This is a genomic window from Clostridium massiliamazoniense (assembly GCF_001403635.1).
GTDB lineage: Bacteria > Bacillota > Clostridia > Clostridiales > Clostridiaceae > Sarcina > Sarcina massiliamazoniense.
Map to the genome: position 1 here is coordinate 662,788 of NZ_LN879466.1, position 15,661 is coordinate 678,448.

A 15,661-nucleotide genomic window follows, 5' to 3' on the forward strand; every position below is an offset into this window, starting at 1 on the left:
TTTATGGCTTTATATGCTATTTCAGATTTACACCTTGCTTTGACAACAGATAAGCCGATGGGGATTTTTGGAGAACATTGGATTGACCATCATGAAAAAATAAAGGAAGCTTGGCTTAAAAAAGTAAAAAATGAAGATACTGTTCTCATTGCAGGTGACATCTCTTGGTCTATGGACATTAAAGCTGGTAAAGCAGATTTAGAGTGGGTTCATAACCTTCCAGGAAAAAAAATATTAGTAAAAGGAAATCATGATTATTGGTGGAGTAGCATAAGCAAGCTTAATGCCTTATATGATGATATGAAATTTATACAAAATAACTTCTTTAATTATGAAGATATTGCCATATGTGGAACAAGAGGATGGATCTGTGAAGGAACAGAGAAAAAATTTACTGAACATGATAAGAAAATCTTTGAAAGAGAAAAAGGAAGATTGAAATTATCGTTAGAAGCTGCAAAAAAAGCAGGATATGAAAAAATAATAGTAATGATGCATTATCCCCCTTGTACAGAAAGCTTAAAGGATACAGACTTTATGGACATATTTAAAGAGTATAATGTTAAAAAGGTAATATACGGGCATTTACATAATGCAGATAGAAAATGGGTACTTAATGGAGAAAGAAATAACATTGAATATTTATTAACTAGCTGTGACTTTATAGACTTTAGTCCTATTTTAATAGAAGAGTAAAAATTCCTTATAAATTTAATAGAAAAGAGACTAAATCGAAAGTAGATTTTTAAGTTTTACTACTTTAGAGTATAGTCTCTTTTGTTTAATTTTGGGATTTTATAATATCTTTCATATCACGGGCCATTTCTTTTATTTTTTGAGAGGCATTTCTTTCAACTAGTAATTCACCAAAATATCTTAAAGCTTCTTGATTTTCTCCTGTTCTTCTTTTTAGTTCCCCTATTAAGTATAAAATATTAAACTGATCAAGACCGTATATAGGTAGACTTTCATTGTAGTAAGTTGAATTTAGTCCTTCTATGGCTCTTTTTAAATAATCCATTTCTTCTTCCTTTTTTTCAAGAAGTCTGTACATCCAAGCTATTTTTAATGAAAGCATTGCTTTGGTACTTTCTTTTGAACCTATAACAATTGCAGTTAATAAAGCTAATTTAAATCTATCTATAGCTGTATTTTCATCATATAAATCTGGGTATTTTCTTGGAGTCCATTTAGAGCTTATTTGTGATTTTATTTTTTCTTTTTGTACATCTTTGATTAGTAAAAATTCGCTTTTCATAGCTGCATAGCCACAATAAGGACAAAGCCATATTTCATAGAAGTATGGATTTATAACTTTATATCTTATAAAAAAATCAGAATCTTTACCTGCTATTATAGCTTTTTTTGCTTTGTTAACCTTTGCATCAAAAACATTATCACAAACGGGGCAGGTTACTTTTTTATTATATAAATTTTCTTTTAAAGAATTATTAGATAACTTTTGCTTTTGATGATTTAAGTTATTTGTTAAATTCATAATATATGTCTCCTTATTTTAGCAATGTATATAGTTTGATTTTTCTAGTCAATCATTTAAATTATCGTATGGAAATCATTTAATTTTACTCCTTTTTTTGATATAATGAATAAGGAATTTTTATCTTTATGTGAATTGAGTATTAGGCTATTTCTAGTGAAAGAGAATTCTAGAGCTTTATGTTAACTTAATAAAAAAGGTAATATATAATTCAGTATGTAATGAGAATAAAAGGGTAGGTGATATACTTTGGCTATAAATGATTGGAAACAGTTTTTGACACCTTATGAACAGGCTGTTGATGAACTAAAAGTAAAGCTAAGAAGTATAAGAAAAGAATATAGAAGGAAAAATGAGTATTCCCCTATAGAGTTTGTAACAGGAAGAGTAAAAGAGGTTTCTAGTATTTTAGAAAAAGCTAATAAGTATAATATCCCAATTAGCAGAGTTGAGTACGAACTTGAAGACATTGCTGGTATAAGGATAATGTGCCAGTTTGTTGATGATATATATAAGGTAATAGAAATATTACGTTCTAGGAAGGACATGCAAATATTATATGAAAAGGACTATATAAGCAATGTAAAGGTTAGTGGATATAGAAGTTATCACATTGTAATAAGATATCCAGTTAATATGGCAGAGGGAGAAAAAATGATATTAGCAGAATTTCAAATAAGAACTTTAGCTATGAATTTCTGGGCAACTATAGAGCATTCTTTAAATTATAAATATAAAAAGAATGTACCTCCAGAAATACAAAAGAAGTTAAAAAATGCTGCTGATGCTGCCTTTAATCTAGATGAGGAAATGTTAACTATAAAAGATGAAATTATGGATGCTCAAAAATTATTTGAAATCAAATCAGACATTATCACAAATATAATGAATAATATTTTGACTCTTATATCTATAGGTAAAATTGCAGAGGCTTCAAGATATCAAATGACCTTAAACAAATTAATAGAAGAAAGTGAAATTTGGGAACTTAATAATCTTTTAAATAGTATAAGAAAAGATATAGAAAAGTTTAAAGAATTTTAAATATAAAATGAAATTTAATATAGGTGAAGTTTGGAGCAATATAGACTATATCAAAACTGATAGAAGAAGAGTATTCTATTAGTTTTGTGTATGGTCTATTTTCATAGAAATTTTTAAAAATAACTAATGAAATTGGGGGCACTAAATGAGAGACAAGGATAAAAATAAATTTTTTCTAATTAGTTCTATAGTTCTAGTTATAGGATTAGGAGTAAGTACAGCTGCTATGTCTATAAATAATGAAATGTTTAATTCGAAGTTTAAGGATGTAAATGAAGCAATTAAAAATGATGAGATTTTAGAAGAATTCAATAATTTTGAAGTTGACGAAAATATAGTGAAGGGTATATATGGGAAAAGTGGACTAGGAAGAAATTTATATTTTTATAAAATCGGAACAGGACATAAGAGTTTAATAATTAATTTTGGTATACATGGATTTGAAGATGCATGGCCTAAGGATGGTTATGAATTATCAAAGATTTCTGAATATATAATACATAGACTTTCTAAAGAATATGATGGGTTAGATGTAAAGGAATGGAGTATTTATATAATACCATCATCTAATCCTGATGGACTCTTAGATGGCTATACTAATAATGGGCCAGGACGATGTCAAGTAACTAATAAAATTGACTTAAATAGAAATTTTCCAATAGAATTTGAAACAAATAAAAATTATAGAAACTATAATGGAGAGGAACCATTATCTGTGCCAGAGTCAAAGGAGTTAGCAAATTTAGTTTTTAATATTAATAAAGAGTCCGATAGATTAGTTTTATTAGATGTTCATGGATGGCTAAATGAAACTATAGGAGATAGTGATGTTGGAAAATATTTTGATATTGAATTTGGATTTAAAAATAGAGAATTAAATAATAATTTTAAAGGATATTTAATTGCTTATGCAAAAGCTTTGGGGGCAGGGGTCTCTTTAGTTGAATTGCCTAAGCCTAATAATAAAGAGGATATAGAACGTGAAAATTACAAAGAAAAGTTATATAATGGAATTGTAGCTTTGTTAAAAAATTATGATAGATAATAAGAGGATAATTATTATTTAATAATAATTATTTTTATGCTATAATGTTGAGTGTAATAGTAGGGTATTACACCCAATATTATAGCTTTTTTCTTAAGCAAAGGGGGACTCTTTGTTAAGGATAATGAAATATGTAATGTTTGAGTAGGAAGCTCAATATTAGTTTGTAAAAAAAAATGAGGTGTATACTATGGAAAATAAGGATTTATTAGTTGAAATTAGGAAAAATCCTTTAATGATAAAAGATATAAAAAATCCATCAGAGGAAATTCAATTAGAGGCTATTAAGAATAATGCCTTTTTAATTCAATATTTAGAAAATCCATCAAGAGAGATTCAAATAGAAGCAATTAAAAGAAGTCCATCAGCTATTGAACATATAAAAAATGCTGATGATGAAATAAAAAAAATAGCTGTAAGAGCAACATGGAATGTATTAAATTTAATAGAAAATCCAAGTGAAGAGGTTATAAAGGAAGCCTTAGATGCAAAAGGTTGGGCAATCCAATATGTTAAGGATGCTAGTGAAGACCTTCAAGTTATGGCTGTTCAAAAGGATTATGATTCAATAAAATATATAGAAAATCCTTCAGAGAGAGTTCAAATGGCAGCAGTGGAAAATCAATGGGGTGCTATTAAATTTATAAAAGGACCTAGTCTTGAAGTAATGAGAGCAGCAGTAAAGAAAAGTGCTGAGGCTATAAACTACATAGATTATTATGATTATGATGATATTGAAAAATTTGTTGAGGATAATATAGAAGTAGTTAAGTTTTTATATGAAAGTATAGATTTAGATATGGTGGAAACTGTATTACAAGAAAAGTTAAGTAGTGAAAATATAGATAGAGATTATGTTATAAACTTTTTAGAACTTAAGGTCTTAGAAATGGATAAGTTAGGACTTATTAAAGAGTATGGAAGTAAAAAGTGCAAACAAATAGTTGTAGATTATAAATTAAGCTTTTAAGAAATAGAGAGTTGGTGAATTTAAATGAATTACAGAGAAGCCTCAAAGGCAGTTCAATTAGTTTTAGAAATGGGAGAGGTTCCATTAATAATAGGAGATGCTGGTATAGGAAAAACAGCTCTTGTTAAAGATTTGAGTGTGAAAAATAATTATGCATTAATAACTATAGACGGTAACCTTTTAAAAGAAGGAGAAATTGGGGGACTACCTGTTGTAGAAAATAAAAGTTTTAATGGTATAGAAAGAAAAGTTACAATTTATGCTACTCATACTAAGCTAAATGAAGTAGATAAAGCTATTGAAAGTGGAAGAGATGTTCTTTTATTTATAGATGAACTTAATAGATGTGAACATGCAGTTCAACAAGAACTTATGAACCTTATTTTAAATAGAGAAATTAACGGATATAAATTAAGTGATTCAGTAAGAGTAGTAGCAGCTATGAATCCATCTAATAAATATGATGATTATGAAAATTCTAATTATGATGTTGTAGATATGGATGAAGCTCAAGAAGATAGATTTGTATGGATTAACATGGAATCAGATATAAAAGCTTGGATGAAGTGGGCAATGGGAGAAGGAGAAGTAAATCCTATAGTAATAGAATTTTTATCAGCCTTCCCAGAATATTTAAATAGACCAGACACAAGAGAAACTGTAATAGCAACCCCTAGAAGTTGGGAAAGAGTATCAAAGGCTTATAAGGTTTATTCAAAATCAGAGGGATATTCAGAGGATATTTTTTATAATGTGGTAAAAGGAAATGTTGGAGCTACAGTAGCACAGGATTTCATATCATACATAAACAATATAGATAATCCATTAATAAAACCAGAAGAAATATTTATTAGTAATGTACTTAGTTTTGATGTGAAAGAAATAATAGAAAAAGAAAATCATTCAAGACTATATATATTAGCTAAATCATCATTAAACTATATAGAGAGAAATGAAAATAAGGATACTAATATAGATATATTTGCAGAGATGTTAAAGAGTTTCCCAAAAGATTTAGCACTTGCAGTAATGAAAGAAATTAAAAATGAATATAAAGATAGTCTTTATAATAGTTTCTTAGAAAATGATAGATTCCTTGAAGTCTTTTTTGAAATATATAGCTAGAAGTTAAAAATCAAAAAGTTAGATTAAATTTTAGTTAATGTATAATTTGAAATTTTAAACTTAAATGAAAGGAGGGGTTTGATGTCTTTTGAAGAAAGTAGAAGGGTGCTTTGTAGCGAAGCTTTTGAAATTGCAGAGGGAACTAAACCCCTTTCTGATAAATTCAGAAAGGACTTTTTTAAGCTTGTAGAGTCTTTAACTATTAAGCTTTATGAAAGAGAAAGTGGATTCTTTGGGCAATTTCTTGTTCAGGTTAGAAGAGATATTGATTTTACTATAAGTTGGCCTATTTCTACTGTGCCAGGAAAAGGAGAATTTATTATGTCCTTTAATCCTAGTACTTTTCTTGATAATTCAGAAGTAGAAATGGAGGCTTTATTAAAACATGAAATTTATCATATTATGATGAATCATTATGAGAGAGCTAATGTTCTAAAAAATAAATATTCTAAACTTGCTGTTAGTATTGCTATGGACATTTCTATAAATCAGTATATAAAGGATTTACCTCCTTATTGTAGAAGACTTTATGATGTCAATGCGGAGTTTGGTTTAGAACTTGATGAAAATATGACTATGGAAGCTTATGCACATAAAATAGAGGAAGTTATAAGAATTAGAGCTAAGAAGCATGAACCTATTATTAGTAATGATGCCTCTGTTATAAAGGATGGTATTGAGCAAGAAAGTGCCCATGATGGTTGGGAAAGTGCTGGATTTAACTTAGATAGTACAAAGGCACTTACTAGAAAGGTTGCTATTAATGCTTTTAAAGGTGGAGCTCCAAAGGATATTGCTAAGGCTATGGACTTAATGAAAGAAAAGGGAGAAATAAGCTGGCAAGAGATTTTAAGAAGTTTAATAAGCAACACTAAAAGAGGTTATAGAAAAACTATAACTAGAAAAGATAGAAGAATGCCAAATAGGCTAGATTTAAGAGGTAGACTTGCTAATCATATTCCTAAAATTTTAGTAGCTATTGATATATCAGCCTCTATGACTGATGCTGAAGTTGAAAAAATAATAATTGAGATATTATCTATGGCTAGAGCAAAGGATGCAGAAATAACTGTTTTAGAATGTGATGATGAAATTAGAAGAGTCTATGATTTAAAGACACCAAAGGATATGAAACCAAGAAGTAAAAAAAATGGATCAACTAAGTTTTCTCCTGTATTTAGATATATAAAGGATAATAACTTAAGAGATTATATATTAGTTTACTTTACAGATGGTGTTGGTGAAAAGGAATTAGAAACTAGGCCAATAAATATAAAAACTATTTGGGTGTTAACAGATAAAGAAGAGGAATTAAGTCTTGAAAGACCTTTTGGAATTATAAAAAGATTAGAAAGAGAAGAAGTAGAAAAGGTTGAATCTTCTCTTGATATACTTAGAGAAAATATAAACTATTGGGGAAGATGCTAGTTTTATAAATATATATACTAAAAGCATAGGAGATATATGAAGGAGTTTCATATATCTCTTTTTTATATGAAATTTTATATTTTATAGTTCTAATATGTTATTTAATATTAGTGTTATGTGAATAAAGAGAGCTTATTATAATGAAAATGTAAATTTTATAAATATAAAATGGTACTGTAAGATTATGAATTTAGGATTCGTTTTATAATATGAGAAGAGTTAATATTGAGAGTTTTAACAAGAGGAGGGGGAATAATATTTTTTATAGGAGCGAGGAATTTAGCTTTTTATGAAAATATTATAAAAAAGACTTATGGAAGTTAATGATAATAATTTTATAATGAAACTTAAGATGAAGAATCCAAGAGCTTTAGAGTATGTAATTAACGAATATGGTGCAGTTGTTAATGGTGTTGTTAGGAATATAATTGGAATGTTTCAAAGGGAAGAAGAAATTGAAGAATGTATTGCCGATATTTTTATAGGTATTTGGGAGAATAGTGAAAAGTTTAAAGGAAATAAGGAGAATTTTAAAAATTGGGTTGCTGGTGTTAGTAAATTTAAGGCTATTGATTATTATAGAAAAATTAAAAAAAGCATTAATTATGATGAAGTTACAGGAGATGAGGTAGATAATAGTATAAATATTGAAGATGAAGTTATTTTATCAATGAGCTCTAAGGAAAGTTTATTACTTATAAACTCACTTAAGGAACCGGATAAAAGTATTTTTATAATGAAATTTATTTATGGTTATAGTTCAAAAAAAATATCATCTATTTTAGGGTTAACAGTTAGTTCTATAGATACAAAAGTGAGTAGAGCAAGGGTGAAGATTAAAAGAGAATATTGTGAGAGGAAAGGGGAGAAAATTTATGAATAATAACAGAGATAAGGATATTTATGAATTAGCTAATGATATAAATTTTGATTTAGATGATGTTATTGAAATAGAGTTAGATGAAGTATCAAAGAAAAGAGTTAATAAAAAAGTTAAGAAAAGAATTAAGAGGAGTTTTAGTAAGAGAAATAAAGTAATTGCTTCAACTATAGCAACAGCATCTTTGTTTTTCATAGTTATATCACCTTTAGGACAAGAAGTCATAGCAGAAATAAAGGAAAAATTATTTTTTGTTCCAGGAATAGGAGTTACTAATGATGCTAATGCTAAGGTGCTTATAGTTCCCGTGAATTTTAAAAGTGAAAAGGGAAATTTTTTGATTAAAGGTGCAATTAGTAATAATAAAAAGTTAGATTTAGAGCTATGGATTTTAGAAGGTTTTAGTGAATATAATCTTGAACGTGATATAAAAATAAAATTACCCAATAATGAAGTAAGAGTCATAGATAATTATGGTATTGGAAGTGATGGAGGAAAAAAGTGCTTAAGAGCTTCATTTAATAATATTGATAGTAATATAGATTTTTTTGAATTATTAGTAGGCGATGAAACTATTGGAAAAGTTAATTTAGGTAATATTAAAGAAAATAAGTCCATAGGTGATAATAAAGTATTAATTGATGATAAAACAATAATTTCTGCTGTAACTTATGAATTTGAGAATCAGACTTATATAGATTTTATAGGGGGAGAGGATTTTAATTTAAATAATGTAGGATATACAGAATTTAATAAGCAACATATGAAGATAACAGATTCTAAAGGTAAAAATATAAATTTTGATTATTCAAATATATCTGGAAATGGAAAGGAGTTTCTAATAAAGGATAGTTATGATGGGAATTTGTTAGTTGAAATTGATGAATTAGATATAAATTATATTTTAAAAAATAATAAAAAAATTAAAATAAATATTCCTAAAGACGGTGAGAGCGTAGAAATTAATGAAGTTATTAATATAGAGGAGTTAGATGAAAAAATTTTATTAAAAAGTGTTAATAGGGAAGGGAATAATCTAAATTTAAAATTTGATGTTGATAAGTATGGCAAAGAAGATAATATGATAGCAATTATGAGAGGAACAGGAACAATACCTCATGGTACTATAGGAGCTAGTGAAGAGGATAAGTCAATAATTATAAATATTGATATTAATGATGTTAATTTAATAGATAAATTAGCTGGTACTTTTAATTTTGAAATTAATAGTATCCAGCTAAGAAAGTATGGAAAATGGAAGTTAAAATTATAGTCCATTAAATAAATTACTATAATCATAAGTTGAGGTAAAAGCCCTATAGGAATGTCCATTTTGTAGGATAACTATGTTATAGATATTAGTTCCTAGTTTTTTGGAATTGCTTAATAAGTGAACAGTTTTATAAGGGATTTTTTCCTCTATATTTTCTTTATTTATATAAGAAAAGTTTTTTTCATCATTATAGGTTATTTCAAGAGCAATTTGCTTTGATTTTATACTTTTTAAGGAAGAATTATCGAAACAAGCTAGAATAGGTTCATCTATATTAGCAATAGTTTTGGTAATTGTTTCTTCTATAAGCTTTCTTTTTTCTGCTTCATCAATAGATTTAGAGGAATTAATATTTTGAAAGATATAGGTATCCTTAATTTCTTTTATTTCTGAGTTTTCAGTGTTATTAGCATCCTGGTTATTGCTAGAATAACTTTGTGATAAGGTTGATTTTTCAGAAGTATTTTTATTTAATGAATTATTGTTTTTAGAGCAACTAGAGAGAGATAGAGTAAGAAGTAGTGCTGGTATCAATAAGATAAATTTTTTCATATATAACTCCTAATATAAAATAAGTTTTGGTTTTAAGTCTTATTATATAGTCGGTTATTTAAATTTATTTTTTAGTAATGAATAGAAAAAATTAATTAAATAAAAATACAGCTCTTTAAAATTATTAAAATAGAGCTGTATTTTCATATAGTAATTAGTTATAGCTAATATAAATGTAGACTTAATTCGAGTAGAGTTTTAACCCTATCTAAACTAAATTTCAATTTATTTATGGCTATGAGTTTTATGTTCTTCACAACCGCAATCACATAATCCTTCATGAGTATGAGCATGTTCCTCACATCCACAGTGACAAGTATCTGCATGGTTATGGCTATGTTCTTCGCAACCACAGTTACATACTTCTTCTTGAATTTTTTCAGCACATCCGCAATCTTTACACATTATAATATCCCCCTTATTTAATTAATTAACATTAATTATTATAACATAAATAAAATTCTAAAAATATAAATAAATGTAATTTAACATAAAGTATACAAAGTGAAATAGAGAAAGTAAATTCAATTGAATATAATTTATCTAATGATAATAAATTTTCAATTAATTCATAAAGTTACCATTAATTTAATAGAAAAAATATGGGAAAAAGTAATAAAATGTATTAATATAACTAGTGTGAAAGTAATTTGAAGGAAGGAGGTTATGGATATAATAAAAAAGTCAAACAATAAAGGTTTTATTTTTTGGACAATAACTTTATTAATATTACTTGGAGTATCTCTTATTGTTGCTATTGCTATAGGAAGTACTTATATCGAACCAGATATTGTTTATAAGTTTCTGGGGAATAAGTTAACAGGTAAAGAAATTTTTCCAGTGGTATGGGATAAAAGTGTTGAGCAAATCATATGGCAAATAAGGGTTCCTAGAGTGGTATTAGGAATTATAACAGGGGCAGGTCTTGCTATTTGTGGTGTATTAATGCAATGTGTAACTAGAAATTCAATTGCTGATCCGTACATATTAGGAATATCATCAGGTGCATCTGCTGGAGCAGTTTTTATTATTGTTTTTGGTTCATCTTTAGCAGCTGGAGGATTAACTGTTGCATTAGGTGCTTTTATTGGGTCAATTTTATGTGGAGCGTTAGTTTTCATTATAGGAACACAATGGGGAAAAAGTACATCTACAACTAGACTAGTTTTATCAGGTTTAGCTATTTCGACTATATTTTCAGCCATAACTAATATATTAATTTATTCTGCAGAGAATTCAAATCAAGCAAAATCAGCTATGTTTTGGATAATGGGAAGTTTAGGGGGAGGAAGATATGAAGTACTTTTATTACCTAGTGTAATTTTAGTTGGAATACTAATTTTATCTATTATGCTTTCTAAATCTATGGATTTATTATTATTTGGTGATGATAGTGCTGTAGTTTTAGGAATGAATGTAAGACTTATAAAATCTTTGATAATTCTTGGAGCAACACTTTTAACATCAGCTTTAGTTTCCATAACGGGAGCTATTGGATTTATAGGACTTATAATTCCTCATATTTGTAGGCATATATCAGGAAGTAATCATAGAAAGTTAATAATACTTTCAAGCTTAACTGGAGCTGTATTTTTAGTTTGGGCTGATGTCATTGCAAGAGCAGCATTTTCTCCAAGGGAAATTCCAATAGGAATAATAACATCAATAATTGGGGGTCCATTCTTCTTATGGTTAATATCTAGAAATGAGTATTCATTTGGAGGTAAAAATTAATGAAGCTTACAGTTAAAAATTTAGAATTCATCATAGATAAGAAAAAAATTCTTAATGATGTAGCAATAGAAGTTCCAAAGGGAAGCTTTGTTGGAATCATAGGTCCAAATGGTTCAGGGAAGTCAACTTTACTTAAAAATATTTATAGAGTATACAAGCCTAAAAGTGGGGAAATTCTTCTTGATGGAAAGTCTATATTCAAAATGAGTTCAAAGGAATGTGCAAGGGAAGTTTCAGTTTTAGCACAAGAAAGTTCAACTCAATTTGATTTTACAGTAGAAGATATTGTGAAAATGGGAAGATATCCCTATAAATCAGTATTTGAAGATTATTCAAAGAACGATATGGAAATAGTTCATAAAATGATAAAGAGGGTTGGACTAACAGAACATACACATAGAATTTTTAATACTTTATCGGGTGGAGAAAAACAAAGAACTTTAATAGCAAGATCCTTGGTTCAAGATGCTGATTTTTTAATACTAGATGAACCAACAAATCATTTAGATATTGGATATCAAATTCAAATAATGGATATAGTCAAAGCTCTTAATATAACAACACTAGCAGCTATTCACGATATGAACATTGCTTCCATGTATTGTGATTATTTAATAGTAATGAAAAAAGGGAAAGTAATAACAAGTGGAAAAACAGAAGATGTATTAACAGAAGAGCTTTTAAGTACACTTTTTGATGTTAATTGTCATATAGGAGTAAATCCTATAACAAAGAAAAGGTGTATATTTTATATGGGAGCCCATGAACATATTCATGGATTAGGGAAAGACCATGTACATGATGATGGATTTACAGGGATTCATAATCATTAATTGAGAAAGTTATATCATTTAAGGTATAAAATAAAAAAATTAAATTAGGGGAGAATTAAATTATGAGTAAAAAAGCAAGATTAATAGCTATGGGATTATCAATTGCAATGATTGGTGGAGTATTTACTGGATGTTCAAGTAATGAGAAGAAAGAGAGTAATGAGAAACCAGCAGTTGAACAAAAAGAGGGAGAAGAAAGTAAAGCCTTTAAAGAAGTTCAGTATGTTTATGATAATGGGAAAGAGAAGGTAGATGTTAAGGTAGAAAAAGCACCACAAAAAGCAGTTACACTTTCACAATTTATGACGGAGATGTTATTAGCATTAGATTTAGGAGATAGAATGGTTGGGACAGCTCTTTTAGATAATGACATATTACCAGAATTTAAAGAGGCTTATGATAAAATACCTGTAATGGAGGTTGGAGAAGGACATTCAATTTCAAAAGAAGCTTTTGTAGCTACAGGAGCAGATTTCGTTAGTGGTTGGGATTCTTCAATATCAGATGAAACAACAGGAAGTGCAAAGGAGCTTGTAGAAAGAGGGATTGCACCATATTTAGCTAAGTCATATACAGGAGATTCAACAATAGAAGATGTTTATGAAGACTTTTTAATGCTTGGTAAAATATTTGGTGTTGAAGAGAAAGCTAAGGAAGTTGTAGAAGCTATGAAAAAGGATGTATCTGATGTAAAGGCTTCTATTGGAGATAAGAAAGATGAAGAAAAAGTAAAGGTTATGGTTTATGACTCAGGTGAAAAAGATGCAATGGTAGTTGGTGGAGGATTAGGAAATAATCTAATTGAATTAGCTGGTGGAAAAAATATTTATGGAGATCTGAAAAAACCTTATGAAAATGTATCTTTCGAAAGTATAGTAAAAGCAAATCCTGATGTAATATTAATTACAGACTTTTTAGCAGGACAACCAGCACAAGAAAAAATAGATTTCTTAAAAAATCATCCAGCTTTAAAAGAAGTAAATGCAGTTAAAAATAATAATTTCCATGTAATAGGTCTTGCTGATTTATCACCAGGAGTTAGGAATACAAAACTTATTAAAAAAATGAATGAAATTTTTTATAAATAAACTGAGACTTGCATTAGGTAGAGTTTTAATTTTATTTCAATTTTAGTTAAGATAAAAAAAGAGTATCTCTAAAGAGGAAAAAATTCCTCTTTGAGATACTTTTTTAATAAAGGTTATAGTGTCTGGTAAATTGGGTTGAGTTGGAATGACCCTTTAGAAATTAGTGACATCCACCACCGCAACTTCCGCATCCTGAGTTAGCTGGAGCTATAATAGGTTTCACTGAAAGTCCTCTTCCGTCATTCTCTTCTGTTGATAAGAATTGGAATCCTCCAAATTCTTCAGTTAATTTCTTTTCAAATATGAATGTCATGTCTTTTACTTTAACAACATCATCTTCTTCTGTTGGGTCTTCTACACTTATGTTAAATGCAGGACCACTACATCCGTATCCAGCTAAGTTTATTCTTATGCTGAAGTTATCTATGTTATTTTCTTCTAAAAATGCTTTAAATTCATTGTAAGCTTCATCGCTTATTAATATTTTTTCCATATATATTCACCTGCTTAATTATATTTATTGTTTAAATAATATTCAATTTAAAATTCACAATTAAGAATTAAGGAATTAATTCTTAATATAATTATATACTAAATGAAAATAAAATCAAGTAAAACTTGATAAGAATACTCAACAATTATTATTTTGTCAATTTATTCTTACATATATAATTATACTCCTTTTTCAAAATATTATTTATTTAAATAATTTCCTTAGTTAAGTTTTAAATATATAAAAGTGTTAATATAAAATTTATCTCATAGCTAGAGGGTGTAACATTCTTATGTTTTATAAGTAGGAGATAAACAGGCTCATGTTTTTAGATAACGTCCATTAAGCATTCGGATAGAATCAAAACTCTACCTCAATTAAGGCGTTAAAACTCTATGTATATTCAATATATTTTTCGAAATTTGTCTTAAATATGCATAATGTTAGTGAAAAATAGGGAATAAAAAATCTTTTATAAATTACCATAAAATGGTAAAATTGATTTAGATTATATATTATGTTAAGTAATTTTATTTACTTCAATTATTTTTCTACATGTTATTGTAGCATTGAAAAAGAAAATGTGAAGAGTTAAAATAAAATGAATTTTAAATTCAACTTAAATTTTAAATTGGAAGTTTTAAACTATCAACTATTTTTTATTGATGAGTTTATTGGGAATAAAGGGGGACTAAAGGTGACTGGACGGGTTAATCACTTAAAAAAATTAACTAAAAAGCAATATGATATAATTAAGGAATTAAGTTTAATAGGAGCTGTTGTTATGATAGAATCTTTTGGAATTGATGAAGAAAAACAAGATGCTCTTGAAAGTTTAATTTCTATGTGTGGTGGTGCTGAAATTGATGATAATGGAGAATGTATCTTTGAATATGATTTTAATGAGAAGTATTTAAATGCGTATAATGAAGTGATTTTTTGGAGAGGATTAGCTGAAAGATTATCTATAAGAGATACCTTGCTAGATTTGGGTTATAATATTACTGAGGATAATATTGAAAAATATGAAAAAATTAAGAAAATATATTATGATAAGTATTTGAAAGAATTTAGAAATGAGGATTATAGCAACAAATTATTACCATATTAAGTTAAGTATTATTTTTTATTGAAAAAAGTTTAATTTATTATAGAGTTAAAGTTACATTTAAATTATCTAAGAATTTATAATTAGTTTATTTTCATTTTATAAAGGAAATGAGCATATTAGTTATTAGATAAAATAATACAATAGAAAATTTAAAGGAATTATACTATAATTATCTTAATTAAAGAAATACAAGATTTTACAAATTTTAAGTTAGGATTGGAGCAATTTACAATGACACCTTATGTATTAGAGTATTGTGAAGATAAAATAAGAGAATACAAGAAATATATAAATAAAAGAGAAGTAGGGGAGTATAAAATTACCTATGGTAGAAAAAGCAAATATCAAAAGGGATATATGTACGAAAATGAAGATGGAACTAGGGAAGGTTCTATCATATTAAAACATAAAAATAAACTTGTGATGGAAATATCTCCAAAAGAAATACAGGGAACATATGAAGCAATTAAAAATGCTAATGGTAAAGTAGGAGTTTTAGGGTTAGGACTTGGATATTATGTTCAAGAAATATCAAAAAAAGATACTGTTAATGAAATTATAGTTTATGAGCAAAGTAAAGAGCTTAT

The 15,661-nt window shown here is 27.5% G+C and carries 16 protein-coding genes and 1 pseudogene; 13 read left to right on the forward strand and 4 right to left on the reverse strand.

The features are described 5' to 3' along the window. The first annotated feature begins 3 nt into the window (after positions 1 to 3). A complete protein-coding gene (locus ARA19_RS03865; protein ID WP_055069624.1) occupies positions 4 to 696 on the forward strand; it encodes a metallophosphoesterase in 693 nt (230 codons plus the stop codon). 85 nt (positions 697 to 781) lie between these two features. Here the strand turns inward: ARA19_RS03865 and ARA19_RS03870 are convergent, their stop codons facing one another. Next, the gene (locus ARA19_RS03870; RefSeq protein WP_055069625.1) at positions 782 to 1,498 is read right to left on the reverse strand and encodes a DUF2225 domain-containing protein; all 717 of its coding nucleotides are present in this window, start codon (positions 1,496 to 1,498) and stop codon (positions 782 to 784) included. 249 nt (positions 1,499 to 1,747) lie between these two features. Here ARA19_RS03870 and yjbM point away from each other — a divergent pair, with 249 nt between their 5' ends. From yjbM to ARA19_RS03905, 7 genes are all read left to right on the forward strand, one after another. Then, complete coding sequence (yjbM, locus tag ARA19_RS03875) at positions 1,748 to 2,542, forward strand: GTP diphosphokinase (protein WP_055069626.1); 795 nt, start codon at positions 1,748 to 1,750, stop codon at positions 2,540 to 2,542. 145 nt (positions 2,543 to 2,687) lie between these two features. Beyond that, positions 2,688 to 3,587 carry a M14 family zinc carboxypeptidase gene (locus tag ARA19_RS03880; RefSeq protein ID WP_055069627.1) on the forward strand — a complete coding sequence of 300 codons (900 nt, stop codon included), beginning with the start codon at positions 2,688 to 2,690 and terminating at the stop codon, positions 3,585 to 3,587. Between the two features lie 190 nt (positions 3,588 to 3,777). Continuing rightward, positions 3,778 to 4,557, forward strand: coding sequence for a DUF4116 domain-containing protein (locus ARA19_RS03885; RefSeq protein WP_055069628.1), 780 nt, complete (start codon positions 3,778 to 3,780; stop codon positions 4,555 to 4,557). A 24-nt stretch (positions 4,558 to 4,581) separates the two neighbouring features. Beyond that, positions 4,582 to 5,682 (forward strand): ATP-binding protein, encoded by a 1,101-nt coding sequence (locus ARA19_RS03890; RefSeq protein ID WP_055069629.1) that lies wholly within the window; start codon positions 4,582 to 4,584, stop codon positions 5,680 to 5,682. Positions 5,683 to 5,763: 81 nt separating this feature from the next. Next, the gene (locus ARA19_RS03895; RefSeq protein ID WP_055069630.1) at positions 5,764 to 7,110 is read left to right on the forward strand and encodes a vWA domain-containing protein; all 1,347 of its coding nucleotides are present in this window, start codon (positions 5,764 to 5,766) and stop codon (positions 7,108 to 7,110) included. Positions 7,111 to 7,423: 313 nt separating this feature from the next. Then, on the forward strand, positions 7,424 to 7,993 hold the full coding sequence (locus ARA19_RS03900) for a sigma-70 family RNA polymerase sigma factor (RefSeq protein ID WP_055069631.1): 570 nt from the start codon (positions 7,424 to 7,426) through the stop codon (positions 7,991 to 7,993). Beyond that, a complete protein-coding gene (locus ARA19_RS03905) occupies positions 7,986 to 9,263 on the forward strand; it encodes a hypothetical protein (RefSeq protein WP_055069632.1) in 1,278 nt (425 codons plus the stop codon). The genes ARA19_RS03900 and ARA19_RS03905 overlap by 8 nt, the downstream gene beginning before the upstream one ends. On the opposite strand, the gene ARA19_RS03910 is transcribed toward ARA19_RS03905, so the two are convergent. Together ARA19_RS03910 and ARA19_RS03915 are read right to left on the reverse strand one after the other, a co-directional pair. Continuing rightward, positions 9,258 to 9,815, reverse strand: a complete 558-nt coding sequence (locus tag ARA19_RS03910) for a hypothetical protein (RefSeq protein ID WP_055069633.1) — start codon at positions 9,813 to 9,815, stop codon at positions 9,258 to 9,260. The genes ARA19_RS03905 and ARA19_RS03910 overlap by 6 nt on opposite strands. A 225-nt stretch (positions 9,816 to 10,040) precedes the next feature. Then, positions 10,041 to 10,220, reverse strand: a complete 180-nt coding sequence (locus ARA19_RS03915; RefSeq protein WP_055069634.1) for a hypothetical protein — start codon at positions 10,218 to 10,220, stop codon at positions 10,041 to 10,043. Between the two features lie 261 nt (positions 10,221 to 10,481). On the opposite strand from ARA19_RS03915, the gene ARA19_RS03920 reads away from it, so the two are divergent. The 3 genes from ARA19_RS03920 to ARA19_RS03930 all read left to right on the forward strand — a co-directional run bounded on the left by ARA19_RS03920 (position 10,482) and on the right by ARA19_RS03930 (position 13,470). After that, on the forward strand, positions 10,482 to 11,549 hold the full coding sequence (locus ARA19_RS03920; RefSeq protein ID WP_055069635.1) for a FecCD family ABC transporter permease: 1,068 nt from the start codon (positions 10,482 to 10,484) through the stop codon (positions 11,547 to 11,549). Next, on the forward strand, positions 11,549 to 12,382 hold the full coding sequence (locus tag ARA19_RS03925) for an ABC transporter ATP-binding protein (protein ID WP_055069636.1): 834 nt from the start codon (positions 11,549 to 11,551) through the stop codon (positions 12,380 to 12,382). The genes ARA19_RS03920 and ARA19_RS03925 overlap by 1 nt, the downstream gene beginning before the upstream one ends. A 62-nt stretch (positions 12,383 to 12,444) precedes the next feature. Beyond that, positions 12,445 to 13,470 (forward strand): ABC transporter substrate-binding protein, encoded by a 1,026-nt coding sequence (locus ARA19_RS03930; RefSeq protein ID WP_055069637.1) that lies wholly within the window; start codon positions 12,445 to 12,447, stop codon positions 13,468 to 13,470. A 160-nt stretch (positions 13,471 to 13,630) separates the two neighbouring features. Here the strand turns inward: ARA19_RS03930 and ARA19_RS03935 are convergent, their stop codons facing one another. Then, on the reverse strand, positions 13,631 to 13,963 hold the full coding sequence (locus ARA19_RS03935) for a HesB-like protein (RefSeq protein WP_055069638.1): 333 nt from the start codon (positions 13,961 to 13,963) through the stop codon (positions 13,631 to 13,633). Positions 13,964 to 14,660: 697 nt separating this feature from the next. Between ARA19_RS03935 and ARA19_RS03940 the strand changes: the two genes are divergently transcribed. Continuing rightward, positions 14,661 to 15,074, forward strand: a complete 414-nt coding sequence (locus ARA19_RS03940) for a hypothetical protein (RefSeq protein WP_055069639.1) — start codon at positions 14,661 to 14,663, stop codon at positions 15,072 to 15,074. A gap of 231 nt (positions 15,075 to 15,305) precedes the next feature. Beyond that, positions 15,306 to 15,661: pseudogene (locus ARA19_RS03945) on the forward strand (hypothetical protein); the annotation flags it as partial.